At 46.0% G+C, this 13,623-nt stretch carries 12 protein-coding genes; 7 read left to right on the plus strand and 5 right to left on the minus strand.

Going from position 1 to position 13,623, the window contains the following annotated elements:
* Nucleotides 1–3: 3 nt before the first annotated feature.
* Nucleotides 4–378, plus strand: a complete 375-nt coding sequence (locus tag ICN25_RS04475; protein WP_216179347.1) for a hypothetical protein — start codon at nt 4–6, stop codon at nt 376–378.
* Here the strand turns inward: ICN25_RS04475 and bcsG are convergent.
* Both bcsG and ICN25_RS04485 read right to left on the minus strand, forming a co-directional pair.
* The gene (bcsG, locus tag ICN25_RS04480; RefSeq protein ID WP_216179348.1) at nt 375–1,919 is read right to left on the minus strand and encodes a cellulose biosynthesis protein BcsG; all 1,545 of its coding nucleotides are present in this window, start codon (nt 1,917–1,919) and stop codon (nt 375–377) included. The genes ICN25_RS04475 and bcsG overlap by 4 nt on opposite strands.
* A 1-nt stretch (nt 1,920) precedes the next feature.
* Nucleotides 1,921–2,934, minus strand: a complete 1,014-nt coding sequence (locus ICN25_RS04485) for a glycosyl hydrolase family 8 (RefSeq protein WP_216179349.1) — start codon at nt 2,932–2,934, stop codon at nt 1,921–1,923.
* Between the two features lie 82 nt (nt 2,935–3,016).
* On the opposite strand from ICN25_RS04485, the gene ICN25_RS04490 reads away from it, so the two are divergent.
* The 4 genes from ICN25_RS04490 to ICN25_RS10005 are packed head-to-tail and all read left to right on the plus strand — an operon-like array spanning nt 3,017 to nt 8,020.
* Nucleotides 3,017–4,327, plus strand: a complete 1,311-nt coding sequence (locus tag ICN25_RS04490; protein ID WP_216179350.1) for an HD-GYP domain-containing protein — start codon at nt 3,017–3,019, stop codon at nt 4,325–4,327.
* A complete protein-coding gene (locus tag ICN25_RS04495) occupies nt 4,324–5,877 on the plus strand; it encodes a sensor domain-containing diguanylate cyclase (RefSeq protein WP_216179351.1) in 1,554 nt (517 codons plus the stop codon). Before ICN25_RS04490 ends, ICN25_RS04495 begins: the two co-directional genes overlap by 4 nt.
* A gap of 27 nt (nt 5,878–5,904) precedes the next feature.
* Complete coding sequence (locus tag ICN25_RS04500) at nt 5,905–6,675, plus strand: SUMF1/EgtB/PvdO family nonheme iron enzyme (RefSeq protein WP_216179352.1); 771 nt, start codon at nt 5,905–5,907, stop codon at nt 6,673–6,675.
* A 19-nt stretch (nt 6,676–6,694) separates the two neighbouring features.
* Nucleotides 6,695–8,020: an ATP-dependent RecD-like DNA helicase gene (locus tag ICN25_RS10005; RefSeq protein WP_216179353.1), complete on the plus strand. Its 1,326-nt coding sequence runs from the start codon at nt 6,695–6,697 to the stop codon at nt 8,018–8,020.
* Between the two features lie 6 nt (nt 8,021–8,026).
* Here ICN25_RS10005 and ICN25_RS04510 read toward each other — a convergent pair whose 3' ends face one another.
* Genes ICN25_RS04510 through ICN25_RS04520 form a run of 3 tightly spaced genes read right to left on the minus strand, consistent with a single transcriptional unit; the run spans nt 8,027 to nt 10,706 of the window.
* Entirely contained in the window at nt 8,027–9,616 is a 1,590-nt protein-coding gene (locus ICN25_RS04510; protein ID WP_216179355.1) for a gamma-glutamyltransferase family protein, read from the minus strand.
* A 14-nt stretch (nt 9,617–9,630) separates the two neighbouring features.
* Entirely contained in the window at nt 9,631–10,356 is a 726-nt protein-coding gene (locus ICN25_RS04515; RefSeq protein WP_216179357.1) for an LrgB family protein, read from the minus strand.
* The gene (locus tag ICN25_RS04520) at nt 10,353–10,706 is read right to left on the minus strand and encodes a CidA/LrgA family protein (protein WP_216179359.1); all 354 of its coding nucleotides are present in this window, start codon (nt 10,704–10,706) and stop codon (nt 10,353–10,355) included. Before ICN25_RS04520 ends, ICN25_RS04515 begins: the two co-directional genes overlap by 4 nt.
* Before the next feature lie 132 nt (nt 10,707–10,838).
* Here ICN25_RS04520 and ICN25_RS04525 point away from each other — a divergent pair, with 132 nt between their 5' ends.
* Both ICN25_RS04525 and ICN25_RS04530 read left to right on the plus strand, forming a co-directional pair.
* The gene (locus ICN25_RS04525; protein WP_216179361.1) at nt 10,839–11,288 is read left to right on the plus strand and encodes a (2Fe-2S)-binding protein; all 450 of its coding nucleotides are present in this window, start codon (nt 10,839–10,841) and stop codon (nt 11,286–11,288) included.
* A gap of 9 nt (nt 11,289–11,297) precedes the next feature.
* On the plus strand, nt 11,298–13,529 hold the full coding sequence (locus ICN25_RS04530; protein WP_216179363.1) for a xanthine dehydrogenase family protein molybdopterin-binding subunit: 2,232 nt from the start codon (nt 11,298–11,300) through the stop codon (nt 13,527–13,529).
* The last annotated feature ends 94 nt before the right edge of the window (nt 13,530–13,623 follow it).

Genomic DNA, 13,623 nt, shown 5'->3' on the forward strand with positions numbered 1-13,623 from the left:
ATCATGAATAATCGCACCTCACTCCCTTGCTTATTTCTGTTAATGGGTTTGCTGGCTAGCAGTCTATTAAGAGCACAGCCGTCGACTGTTGCTCCTCAATTTGACCCCTACCTTCCTGGGGAGTTAAATGAGCGCGCGTTGTATTCATTGAAAGATGGCGATGTTGCTACTGCAGTCATTTTGCTGGAGAGGGCATATCTCTTAAATCCGAATAGCCCTGATATCAAAGCCAATTTAGAGATAGTCCGAAAGATTGATCAAGACAAGGTACCTGTTCAGATCAATGGTGAACCTATTTATCTAGATGCGCTTGGTAATACGGTGACTGCCGAAGAAAGAGTAGATGTTCCTGCTCTTTGGTCTGAAGCTAAACCCTAATTATTGGTTTCAAATAGATTCCAGTTGATATCGTTAGAGCGGAAGTAGTAGGAAGACCCATACTTCATGATGACGGAGTCTTCATTCTCTGCCACAAAGCGCGTACTCGGAATATTTTTTAAGTAGGATTCAGGTGAAGGAGCGGCTGCCCCAAATGGCGTTTTACCTACAAATTTAGAGATTAAATCGGATGTAGCAAGGTAGCTCGTCGGTAGCTCAATGATGTTGGTTTTGACTGGAGCATCCGCTTTGCCTGTAAACATGATGCCGACTGGAACATTGGTTACATTGGGGCTTGGAATTTCTCGCATACCCACAATCTCATTCTTATTCCTGCGAATCGCTGCACCATGCTCCGGAATAAAAACAATCATCACTTGCTTCCCAGAGCTATTTACCTTGGTGTAGAAGCGATCCAGATCGGTTAATAATTTATGTGTCCTGCGAGAATACGTCTCCACGCTATTTTCTAGCCTACTACCATCCAGGGCGCGATTACCATCATGCAGTGTGATCGTGTTGTAAAACAGAGCTACTCTTTCATTTGGGGATTTCATGCGTGCATCCCACCAATTGGATAGTACCGAGTAATCATCGTAAACTTGAGAGCCATCAAAGCCTTTTAAATACGGCGTAGCTTGAGTGTTATCAAATAGTGGGGCAGACATGCCACCCTCATTTCTGATTTCCTTCAGAAGATCCCCGTATTTACCATCATGATTTAAGGCTAGCTGTACTTGATATCCAGTTTTGTTGAGGTTGCCAAATAGCAGGGACCCTTCGACAGGTGGTTTGTATAGATCTCGTTGATCTTGCTGTCCTTTACTACTGCGTAATAAGCGAATGATCGACGGTCCACTGTAGGAAGAGGCCGAATTAAAGTTGGTAAATAAGTAATGGAAACGTTGGAAGAGAGGGTTGTTCTCTTCTTTGATGTATTTCAGGTCATCCCAGGCTAAGGAGCAAACATTGATCACCAGGATGTCAAATGGTACCCCGCTAGCTTTCTGAGATCGATTAAAGGCGGTACGGGAGGATTCTTCGATAAAGAACTCATCAAGTGATTCTGTTAACTGCGCATCACTAGGTAGGCCAATAACTTGACCATCGGCATCATAAGCTAAAGGCGACATATTCGCCCTTAGCGGAAGGAGGGTGCTCATAATTGCAATCACGGCAATAGTTGACATGCGCAATTTTTTGGAAAGAAAGTAGTACGCAATAAATAAAACCAATAAGAACGCAATAACTTCCCAGCTCACAATGCGTGCTAGTAGCTCTAAGTAGTACTGAAAGCTGAAATCAAGTAGCTGGGGTATCTTGGGGATGATGTTTCGTAAAGAGGGGAGTTGGCTATCAAAATAAAATAAAACAATACCAATGGGAATAGATACCCATTTCCGGATTTTCATTAATAGCGGATTGGCATTTGAAAATATTAGCCAAAGCGCAAATGTTGCGTTAACAAAAAAATGAAAATTAATATAACCTGCATAGAACAGGATTATTTTGATAATGAAATAAAGACTCCAATTTCTCATATTACTTTTTGAGATCCTCAAGAGCCAATTTTGTGAATAAGGACAACATCGAGGAGTAGTAGCCTTCAGATGGATTAAAGCCGGGTAATTGAGTCGAATCTACATTTGGGTAGGCTAGTGTTAGGGCTGCAATACTCATAAAGCCTGAGGATGCATTGTACGTTGCTAACTCACCTGTATTGACGTTGACCCAGGAAGGCAAAAGCGGTTTTCCAGTAAATGAGCCCCAGAAGCTTTGAAAAGGATTTATAGAAGAGGGTGTGGCTTGCCGCCCCCAAATCAAATACAAAGGAATGCGGACAGCATCATAGCCAAAACGATCGCCATCAACTGCGCTAATGACGTTATTTTGGAGGCTCACCCAATCAGACGGTAAACGCCACTTCCCAAATTGAGCCTCTTGAATCAGTTGTGGGCCAGTCACCTTTAATTCCTCCCATTCTGGCGATGGATCAAGAGCAGACAGTTCCTGAATCGCAGGAAAGACCCAGTATGAGAGATTGAGTTTTATGACATCTTCTTTTTCAAAGCCGATGGCACCGGGAAGTAGCACAGTCCCCTTACTCGTTTTACGTAAGAGCTTATTTCGAATGGATTGGCTTACTTGGATCGCAGCAAATAAATAGCGAGGTTCTTTCCATTGACTATAGGCACGTGATAAAGCCCAAGCGATAAATAAATCACCATCACTAGCATTGTTCATATCATTGACGCCTACCTTGGGAGACCAGCTCCAGGCAAATAGCATGTCATCACGAACTTGTAGATTGGCTTGCGTCCAATTCCAGATTTCAGCAAAGGAGGCTGGGTCATCATTTTGAATAGCTAGAAGCAAAGCCATCCCTTGACCCTCTGTATGGCTAATACCATTCTGGCCAACATCAACGACACGCCCATTTGAAATGTAGGCTGTTTTAAATTGCACCCAATCCTCGCTAGCAAGAGCTATCGCTGGTTGTGCCAACACTAGAGTGAAACACAAAAGCAAGGTTCTAAGGGTGGTAGGCCAAGTCATGGGAGTTTGATCAGAAATACCAGGGGAATGGGTTACATTATGGAGTAGCAACCTTTAATTATCTATTTATATTTACTATTTCATGCAGTTAGCAAATCAAACCTTTTACCTTGCCATATTCATCGTCCTGGTTGCGTTGATGGCTCGCTTTTTGGCAAGCAAGGATCATGATCGCGCCCAATTCTCAGTAATTTATTGGCCTGCGGGTTTGAGTTTTTTGGCTGCCTCCATGCTTGGATACGCTACTGCACCCTGGGGCGGCAAGATTGTCTTAGCCTTGGCAAATATTTTCCTTGTTGCAGGCGTAGCCAATATTTCTTTGTTGTTTTGCTTCTGGAATAAATCTCTCACGCAGGCAAGCAAGCTGACTACGATAGTGTTATTCAGCATCGCTTTAGTAGCAGATGTTTCTTTGCTCATCTTTGGAACACCGCAAGACCGTATTCATCTAATGAATACTGTCTTAGGTATGTTTGGTCTTTGGCAGATTTCAGTATTAAGTCAGATACATAAAAAAGATAATGCGTATCAAATTAAGCTATTGCTTATAGTTGAGGTAATTGAATTCGGCACCCGCGTTGGTCGCTCGCTATTAACGCTTGGCGACCTTGAGTACTTGGGAGGGTTTTATCAAGAAGATGGATGGGCATTCTTGATGCGCATAGTCTCAATACTTGCCCTCGCTACTATTTGCATCCTTATCACTAACTACTACCTTGAAAAGGTATTGCATGAATATAGGCGCAGTTCTTGGGCTATTGAAGATGGAATGCTCAAAAGCTTGAATGCACTCTCAATGGTTCGTGATAATGAAACCGGGAATCACATTCTGCGCACTAAAAATTATGTGCGTGCGCTTGCGGAGAGATTGAAGGCTAGTGGTGTGTACGAGGATCAGCTCTCCAAAAAGGCAATTGATTACATTGTTAAGGCTGCACCTTTGCATGATATTGGTAAAGTTGGAATACCAGATAGCATTCTCAAGAAGCCGGGCTCACTGACAGATGAAGAGTGGCAGACTATGAAAACCCATGCTGGCCTTGGGCGAGACGTCTTAACTGCGGCAAAGTTAAAGGACGCAAAACATACCCACGTATTGGATGCCGCTATCCAAATTGCGGGATGTCACCATGAGGCCTGGGATGGCTCTGGATATCCGCAGGGGCTAAAGGGAGAGGAAATTCCTTTGGCTGCACGCTTGATGTCCTTGGCCGACACCTACGATGCTTTGGTTAATGAGCGGGTCTATAAAAAGGGATGGACTCATGATGAGGCCTGCGCTGAAATAGCCAGTCTTAAGGGTAAGCGTTTCGATCCCTTAGTGGTTGAAGCATTTATGCAAGAAAAGGAAAACTTTTTGCGTATCTCTGAAATGTATAGCGACGCACCATGACTATAAGCTTTGAATCCAACTCAACGATTAAGCGCAATACACGATTAATCGTATTTGCGGCATTGGTGCTTGTCGTAATACTGCTTGCAAACGCTCTGGTCTCCACTTATTTACTACGTAAAAATAGTATTCAGGATAGGTCTGATCAACTTGCCAACTTAACCATTATTTTGGCTGAGCATACTTCGCAGACGATGTTCTCGGCAAACACCGCTTTACTGGGTATTCAGGAGGTTTTGGAGCGCGCCAAGATTGGCGATGAAAAATCCTATCAAGAATTTGCCTCAAAAAAGGCTCAATTTGATTTACTTGAAGAGCGCACAAGCTCTAATTCCATTCTCGATGTAAGTACCTTTGTAGCGGCTGATGGCAAGGTATTGAATTTTTCTCGCTCCTATCCACCACCGCCAATTAACTTGGCTGATCGGGATTATTTCAAATATCTCAGCATCAACAATGACCCTGACACCTATTACAGTGTCCCAGTGCGCAACAAGGGTAATGGGAAGTGGGTTTTTTATCTTGCTCGTAGGATTAATGGCAAGAATGATCAGTTCTTAGGGGTGGTTTTAGTGGGTGTTTCAGTGGAAGTGTTTTCTTCCCTCTACGAGCGGATTGGTGGAAATTTGGGTGAGGGTGCTGCTTTAACTTTGTACCGAAAAGATAAAACGCTTTTGACGCGTTGGCCCTTGGTTGAGAATTTAATTGGAAAAACTAATCCAAATCCCTTCATTGATGATTCATTGAACAACGTCGATGTGAATGGCGGTGTCATTTTTACTTCAGGCCCTGGTTTTACTCGTAAAAATGAGAGTCCTGTAGAGCGGATGGTTTCCTATAGAGCAGTTAAGGGTTATCCACTCATTGTAGGTACTGTTATTCCTGAGTCACTGTATTTAGCAAACTTAAATAAGAATGCGATTGGTATTTTTGTGGCGACTGGCCTGAGCTTGATTGCATTAATTATGGGCGCCTTTTTATTACTCAGATCCTATCGCCGTAATGCAGAGGCGCAGTATCGCGCACATCATGATGTATTAACCGAGTTACCAAATAGAACACTGTTTTCAGATCGCTTGCAGCAGGCCCTAGCGGTTAGCAAGCGCCAGCAGTCTAAGCTAGCTATTTTATTTGTTGATTTAGATAATTTGAAAATAGTCAATGATGCTTATAGTCACAATACTGGCGATGCCTTATTAAAAGAGGTTGCTCGTAGGATGAGGGAGTGTGTTCGGGAGTCAGATACCGTTGGTCGTTTGGGTGGAGATGAGTTTGTGCTGCTATTACCCGGGGTAGACTCGGAAAACCAAGCATTCCAGATTGCTGAAAAAATTCGCTTGGCTTTAACTGCGCCAATTGATGTGGAAGGCGTAATCCTTAGTACTAGCGCAAGTATTGGTATTGCTTTGTATCCTGAGCATGGTCAAAACGAAACTGATCTCATTAACAATGCCGACATAGCCATGTACGAGGCAAAATCATCTGGCCGCAATCAAATTAAAGTATTTGGTGAAGATGTTCTAAGATCAGCGCTAATTGATTTGGCATAACTAGGCTTAAGATTTGGAATTCCTATTATGAAAAAATTCGACTTTCTTTCTATTCTCTTTGGCTTATTGCTCTCTGTGATTGCGCTGTATTTTATGCTGCGACCATCTACTGCGACTAGCGCCCCCGCATCAACTATTCCCGTTGTAAAAGTAGGCCCTGTATCTTGGGATCAAACTGAGATGACGATTGCTGATGTCAAAACTTTCGCTGAAGCTACCGGCTTTGTAAGTCAGGCTGAGAAAAACGGCGGCGGACTTTCTTATGAAGCAGGCTTTGTAAAGAAGCCGGGCTGGACTTGGAAAACGCCTTATGGTGTTCCTGCAAAAGTAAGTGAGCCTGCGGTGCATCTAAATCAAGCTGAAGCGGCATCGGTTTGTCGCTTCTATGGCAAACGTTTGCCTACTGAAGCTGAGTGGACATCTGCGGCTTTTCTGGAGCAAAGAGAAGCTCCTCCAACCGGCTTTAGCAAAGGTCAGCGTTATCCCTTTCCTGGCGGAGCCACTCCAGAGGTCTCTCATTGCCTAAGCGGATGCGGTGACTATAAGGGTGTAGCGCCAGCAGGCGCATTAAACCGCGGCACTGGTCATGTTCCTACTGGTACCACTAAGCCAGGAGTCAATGGCTTATTGGATATGGGTGGCAATGTTTGGGAATGGACGGCAACCGAACGTAACGGTGGCTACATTACTCGTGGCGCCTCTTGGTGGTATGGTCCTGAGCGTCAAAAAGAGTCTGATGTGGAATCCAAGCCTGCCGATATTGGTGTGGTTTATATAGGCTTTCGCTGCGTTAGCTAATCCCATGAAACAATAGGGGATGACCAATCCTGTAGTTGATCCATCCGCTATTGAAATCACTCCTGAATACCAGGACGTAATTGACGCTATTGAGCGTCACGACCCCTATATCTTTGTGAGCGGTAAGGCGGGTACTGGCAAGACAACTTTAATTGGTTACCTGCGTGAGAACATTCCTGGCAATGTAGTGGTAGTGGCACCTACTGGTGTAGCTGCGCTACAAGTGAAGGGCGTCACGATTCATTCCTTCTTTCGCTTGCCGCCACGCTTGATTTTCCCGGAAGAGGATATCAAGCCCTTAAAAGATAAGCGTCTCTATAAAGATATTCGTCTGCTCATCATTGATGAGATCTCCATGGTGAGGGCAGATGTAGTCGATGCGATGGATTTGTTCTTGCGTGCTAACGGCCCGCACAAGAGTCAACCCTTTGGTGGCATTCAAGTGATGTTTGTGGGGGACTTATTCCAGTTACCTCCCGTGGTTTCCAATGCGGATATGCAAGTTCTTGCTGAGCGCGGATACGAAGGGCCATACTTCTTCTGTGCCATGGCCTTGCATCGTAAAGATGTGACCATGGTGGAGTTATCCAAGATCTTCCGCCAAAAAGATGCGCACTTTGCAGGCCTACTCAATCAAATCCGCATCAATCAAGATATTGATGAGGCGCTTGATACTCTCAACACCGTTTGCTATGAAACTAAAAAAGAGGTTGATGAGCAAACTATCACCTTAACTACGACTAACGCGCGCGCAGATCAAATTAATGGCGCAGGTCTTCGGGCATTAACCACTGAAGCCAAGGTCTACACTGGCAACAGCACCGGCAAGTTCAATGTGGATGATCGCAACTTGCCATCACCAAATCATCTGACTCTAAAAGTTGGTGCAAAGGTCATGTTTACGGCAACGGATAGCAATTTCCCTAAGCGTTGGGTGAACGGCACTATCGGGGTAGTGCGTGAACTACTTCCAAATACTGTGAAGGTGATGGTTCAGAACGGACCATACTCCAATACGGTTGAAGTCAAAGGTCACCAGTGGGAATCCTATCGCTATGACCACGACATGATGTCCGGAAAGATCTCACCAAATATTATTGGCACCTTTGTGCAGATCCCATTAATGCTAGCTTGGGCTGTCACTATTCATAAGAGTCAGGGCAAGACCCTCGATAAGATCAAAGTCGATTTATCTTCAGGAGCATTTGCCTCGGGGCAGGTCTACGTGGCCCTGAGTCGCTGCACTTCAATTGAGGGCATCACCCTTGAGCGACCTATACAGCCCAAAGATGTGAGCTGTGACCAAGAGGTGAAGCGTTTCTATCTGAATTGCTTGCCAGGCTAAGGCGCTTTAGAAACCTGCTGCAAGTCCATCACGGCGATGATCGCTGCCAGCAATGTAAGCATCTTTAGTTTCTTCACCCAATAACGCAATAGCTTGAGCGCTACCAAAGTCCAAGCTATTTGCTGGCATCACCGTGACTTCATGTCCCATGGCTTTTAATCCGTCGACTACAGCGGTTGGCATGGAGGCCTCAACAGTCAGTTTGCCCACATCATCAATTCTCCAGCGGGGTGCATCTGAGCAGGCTTGTGGGTTGAGATATTCATCAACAAAGCGCATCACAAACTGAATGTGTCCCTGTGGCTGCATATTGCCACCCATCACACCAAATGCCATTGCTGGCTGACTACCTTTAGTGAGAAATGCTGGAATGATGGTGTGGAAAGGGCGCTTACCTGGTGCAACTTGATTCGGGTGACCATCCGCCAAGCTAAAGCTCATGCCGCGGTTATGGAATGCAATGCCACCCGGAGCAACAACACCCGAACCAAAGCCCTTGAAGTTGGATTGAATGTAAGAAATCATCATGCCGGATTCATCTGCAGCGCAAAGGTAAACGGTACCACCAGCATGGGGATCCCCGGCACCATATGTTCCCGCTTGATTGTGATTAATCAGTGCAGCACGACTAGCTAAGTAATCTCTATCTAGCAATTTGCTTGTTGGCACCTTCATAGTGCTGGCATCTGATACGTGTGCATAAGCATCGGCAAAGGCAATGCGCATCGCTTCTACTTGCAGATGAATACGTTGTGCTGAGTTGGCTGGGTATTGCTTTACGTTAGCTGCCTGCAAAATACCGAGCGCCATTTGCGCAACGATGCCAGAACCATTCGGTGGAATCTCATGGAGCGTGTATTCACCATAATCAAAAGCTAAAGGCTCAACCCATTCAGTTTGATTATTGGCAAAGTCAGCCATTGTGAAACAGCCGCCAGTACTTTGAGCAAAGTCGACCATGCTTTGAGCTAACTTGCCCGTGTAAAAAGATTCACCTTCGGTGTCGGCGATTTCGCGAAGTGTCTTGGCTTGCGCTGGGTAGCGCCAGAGTTGTCCAGCAGTAGGCGCTTTGCCATCGATTAAAAACGAATCAGTAAATCCTGGTTGATTTTTGAGAATCGGAATCGCTTCACGCCACTGGCGTGCGATTACGGGTGAGACTGGAAAGCCATTTTCCGCATAGTCAATTGCGCGCTTAAAGAGTTGCGCAAAAGGCAGCTTGCCAAACTTGCGTGATAGCTCAATCCATCCTGAAACCATGCCTGGCACGGTCACGGTATTCCAGCCAATGAGATCCATAGCCGCTTTGCCAGCAAAGTAGTCTGGCGTCCAAGCTGCTGGCGCGCGGCCAGAGGCATTCATACCATGGAGTTTTTTGCCATCCCAGATAAGTGCAAAGCCATCGCCACCGAGGCCATTCATGGTGGGCTCAACTACGGTCAGTGTGATCGCAGTAGCCAAGGCGGCATCAACTGCATTGCCACCATTTTGTAAAATCTCAATACCGGCTTGGGTGGCTAATGGCTGTGAACTGGCAACGGCATTCTTGGCCAAGACTGGGGCGCGACCGCCACCAAAGGGAGGGGATATCAACATAATCTGAAATTCTCTTAATTAAACACGTGATACAAAATTGGAATAGCCACAGCACTAATAACGCCGTTCATGCCCATAGCGAGACTGGCATAAGTTCCCGCTTCAGGATGAATACTAAATGCTCGCGAGGTTCCAATACCGTGGGCACCAATGCCAATCGCAAAGCCACGCTGCCACCAAGCCTTCATTCCTAATGCGTTCAGAATAAAGGGTGCCAAAATGGCCCCAAGTATTCCGGTGGTGACAGCAAAGATGGCGGTCAAGGTTGGGGATACGCTAATGCGCTCAGCAATACCCATGGCGATTGGCGCAGTCACGGATTTCGGATACATGGCACCAGTAATGCTAGAGTCAGCCCCGAATAATTTAGCGATATTGACTGCGCTAATGATGGATACCAAGCCGCCTGCAAGTAATGACGCTAGCAGGGGAAGGGATCGACCCTTCAAACTGCTTAAGCCTCTGTATATAGGTATTGCCAAGGAGACGGTTGCCGAGCCTAATAAGAAGTGAATAAATTGCGCACCTTCAAAGTAGGTGGAGTAGGGCATCTCAATAAATTGAATCATGCTAGCCACCAGGATGATGGCGATCGCTACTGGGTTAGCTAGAGGATTTTGTTTGGTGGCTTTATAAATAGAGAGACCAATTTGATAGGCTGCCAAAGTAATGAATAAGGCAAATAAAGGGCTGCCTGAGAGGTAAACCCAAATTTCGACGATGGAATGCTTTTCGTTCATTGGCCAGTCTCTTTGGGCTTTGCACTCAAAAAGCGGACAACGATTGCGCTAGTAGCAATCGTCAAAATGACGCTGGCTACCAAGGCACTCACAATGGCTAGAGCATTTGCCTTGAGTTGGGGTAGAAATAGCACCACTCCAACAGCTGCGGGCACGAATAAAAGCCCAAGATACTGGCTAAAGCCATCTGCCACCATGGCAAGCTCCTGATTAATTCCCTTGCGCAGTACCAGCCAAATAATCAGCAGTACTAAGCCAATAACAGGGCCCGGAAGGGTAGGTAGGGCGAACTTGGAGACAAGCTCGCCTAGGCTTTGGAATAAGAGAATTTGGACAAGGCCAGAGATCATGGACTGATCTTACTGCCCCGCAATATATGTTGCAAAGCAATAAGTTGTTTCTTAGTTAAGATAAACACAACAAAAGCAGGGTCTTTATCTGATGGATGAGACTTCATTACAAAAATACTTAGGAGAGCGCTCATGGCTGACTTAAACGTCAACGGTAAAAAGTACAAGGTGGATGTTGATCCAGAAACCCCTTTGTTGTGGGTGATACGAGATCACGTCGGTTTGACGGGTACTAAATATGGTTGTGGCGTAGGTCAGTGTGGCGCTTGCACAGTGTTATTTGATGGTCAGGCAATTCGTAGCTGCATGATTCCTGTAAGCGCAGTTGAAGGCAAGAAAATTGAAACCATCGAGAGCTTGGAAAAAAATGGCCAACTCTCAAAAGTACAAAAAGCGTGGGTCGATAACCAAGTGCCGCAATGCGGTTACTGCCAGTCTGGCATGGTGATGGCAACTACTGCTTTATTGCGTAACACTCCAAAACCAACTGATGCTCAGATTGACGCTGCAGTAACGAATATCTGCCGTTGCGGAACCTTCCAACAAGTGCGTGATGCTATTCATGCTGTAAGCAAGGCATAAGGGGCAATCATGACTAAAACTATTAATACAGAAACTACAAATAATTCTCGTCGCCACTTTATTGTTGGATCCAGCGCTATTGCAACTGGATTGGCAATTGGCTTTGATTTATCGTTCATCTCTGCGGCAAATGCTGCAATGGGAACTGGCACTACTTCGATGGCACCTCTAGCGACACCAGAGATCGGTGTTTGGGTGGTTGTGAAACCAAATGATGACATTGTTGTGCGCATCGTGCGCTCTGAGATGGGTCAAGGAACCATTACTGGCTTAGCCCAGATGGTCGCAGAAGAATTGCAATGTGATTGGAAAAAAGTCTCCTATGAATATCCATCACCAGCTGATAGTTTGAAGCGTAAGCAGGCCTGGGGTAGTTACTCTACTGGCGGCAGTCGCGGTATCCGTACTTCTGAGCAGTATGTTCGTAAGGGTGGCGCAGCTGCTCGCATCATGCTAGTTCAGGCTGCAGCAAATCAATGGAATGTTCCTGCATCGGAATGTGTTGCTAAAGATAGCGTAATTACACACACACCATCTGGTCGTAAAACCACTTTTGGAAAAGTATCCGTTGCCGCTTCCCAGTTGGATGTGCCAAAAGAAATCACCCTCAAAGATCCTAAAGAGTGGACTTTGATTGGTAAGTCAGTAAATCGTATTGACGGTACTGCTGACAAGGTAACTGGTAAGCAGATCTACGCCATTGACCTGAAGTTGCCTGGCATGTTGGTTGCCACTATTCAGGAGAGCCCAGTATTTGGTGGCAAGGTCAAGAGCTACGATGCTGCTAAAGCCTCCAGCATGAAGGGTGTCAAGAAAGTGGTTCAGGTGGGTGACTCTGCAGTAGCTGTAGTCGCAGAAACTTTCTGGCAGGCCAAGATGGGTATGGATGCGGTGAGCATCATTTGGGATGATGGCGCGAATGCAAATGTCTCAAGCGCATCAATCAAAAAGATGTTGGAAGAGGGTCTCACTGCGAATGATGCATTTGTGGGTAACTCTAATGGCGATGCAAAAGAGGCAATTAGCAAGGCCTCCAAAACGCTTGAAGCAACTTATTTCTATCCATTTTTGAATCATGCAACTTTAGAGCCACAAACAGCAACTGCAAAGTGGACTCCAGATTCTTGTGAGGCATGGGTTCCTACGCAAGATGGTGAAGCTACTCTTGCGGCTGTCATTGCAGCCTCTGGTTTGCCAGCAGAAAAATGTAATGCTTATAAGGTAAATCTTGGTGGTGGATTTGGTCGCCGTGGTGCTTTCCAAGACTACACAACGCAAGCGGTCAATATTGCTAAGCAAATGCCAGGCACTCCAATCAAATTGATTTGGACTCGTGCAGAGGATATGACGCAGGGCCGCTATCACCCAGTCATGATGTGCAAAATGACTGCATCCTTAGATGATAAGAAAAACATTACTGGCCTCAATGTGCGTTTGTCTGGCCAATCTATTTTGGCGGCTGTGCGACCAGCAGTGGTTGCTGCTAATAAAGGTAAAGATCCTTTGGTATTCCAGGGTTTAGATCCAGCAGGTGAGCATGGCATTACATATAGCTTCCCAAATCTGATGATTGATCATGCAATGCGCAATACGCATGTGCCTCCAGGTTTCTGGCGGGGCGTGAACGTCAACCAAAATGCCGTTTTCATGGAAACTTTCATGGATGAAATGGCTGAAGCAGCCGGCATGGATGCTGTAGAGTTCCGTCGCAAGCATATGGAGAAATATCCTCGTGCTGTCGCCGTTCTGAATGCAGTAGCTGATGGTATTGGTTGGACTAAACCTGCCAAACCTGGTGTATTCCGTGGTCTTGCGCAGATGCGTTCATTCGGTAGTTATGTTGCTGCTGCTTGTGAGCTCTCCGTGACCAATGGCAATGAGGTAAAAATTCATCGTATTGTCGCTGCTACAGATCCGGGTTATGTAGTGAACCCTGCGCAGGTTGCTCGTCAAGTTTCAGGTTCATTTGTTTACGGCTTGTCTGCTCTCTTTGAAGAAGAAATTACGATTGAGAAGGGCGCGGTCGTGCAGAAGAACTTTGACACCTTCAACTCCATTCGCCTATCTCAGATGCCTAAGGTAGAAACGATCATCATCCAAGGTGGTGGTAAAGACTGGGGTGGTGTTGGTGAGCCAACGATTGCGGTTGCAGCGCCAGCCGTTCTGAATGCTATCTACCGTGCGACAGGTAAGCGCTTGCGCACTGTCCCATTGAAAAATAGTGGCATCAAGTTGGTTTAAGCGAGGCAAGCAGGAATGAGGCGAACGCTAGCAGCAGTATTGCTAGGGACATCAACTCTTTTCCTGCCTTCCTCAGCGTTTTCCCAAACCTGGG

Origin of the sequence: Polynucleobacter sp. 80A-SIGWE, assembly GCF_018882295.1 — a bacterium.
In the GTDB taxonomy this organism is placed as follows: Bacteria; Pseudomonadota; Gammaproteobacteria; order Burkholderiales; family Burkholderiaceae; genus Polynucleobacter.

Excerpts from the sequence above, each read along its gene's own strand:
- ICN25_RS04520 (WP_216179359.1), bottom strand. The coding sequence starts at position 10,706 with ATGATCTCTGGCCTTGTCCAAATTCTCTTATTCCAAAGCCTAGGCGAG.
- ICN25_RS04485 (WP_216179349.1), bottom strand. The coding sequence starts at position 2,934 with ATGACTTGGCCTACCACCCTTAGAACCTTGCTTTTGTGTTTCACTCTA.
- ICN25_RS04495 (WP_216179351.1), top strand. The coding sequence starts at position 4,324 with ATGACTATAAGCTTTGAATCCAACTCAACGATTAAGCGCAATACACGA.
- ICN25_RS04510 (WP_216179355.1), bottom strand. The coding sequence starts at position 9,616 with ATGTTGATATCCCCTCCCTTTGGTGGCGGTCGCGCCCCAGTCTTGGCC.
- ICN25_RS04530 (WP_216179363.1), top strand. The coding sequence starts at position 11,298 with ATGACTAAAACTATTAATACAGAAACTACAAATAATTCTCGTCGCCAC.
- ICN25_RS04515 (WP_216179357.1), bottom strand. The coding sequence starts at position 10,356 with ATGAACGAAAAGCATTCCATCGTCGAAATTTGGGTTTACCTCTCAGGC.
- bcsG (WP_216179348.1), bottom strand. The coding sequence starts at position 1,919 with ATGAGAAATTGGAGTCTTTATTTCATTATCAAAATAATCCTGTTCTAT.
- ICN25_RS04525 (WP_216179361.1), top strand. The coding sequence starts at position 10,839 with ATGGCTGACTTAAACGTCAACGGTAAAAAGTACAAGGTGGATGTTGAT.
- ICN25_RS10005 (WP_216179353.1), top strand. The coding sequence starts at position 6,695 with ATGACCAATCCTGTAGTTGATCCATCCGCTATTGAAATCACTCCTGAA.
- ICN25_RS04475 (WP_216179347.1), top strand. The coding sequence starts at position 4 with ATGAATAATCGCACCTCACTCCCTTGCTTATTTCTGTTAATGGGTTTG.
- ICN25_RS04490 (WP_216179350.1), top strand. The coding sequence starts at position 3,017 with ATGCAGTTAGCAAATCAAACCTTTTACCTTGCCATATTCATCGTCCTG.
- ICN25_RS04500 (WP_216179352.1), top strand. The coding sequence starts at position 5,905 with ATGAAAAAATTCGACTTTCTTTCTATTCTCTTTGGCTTATTGCTCTCT.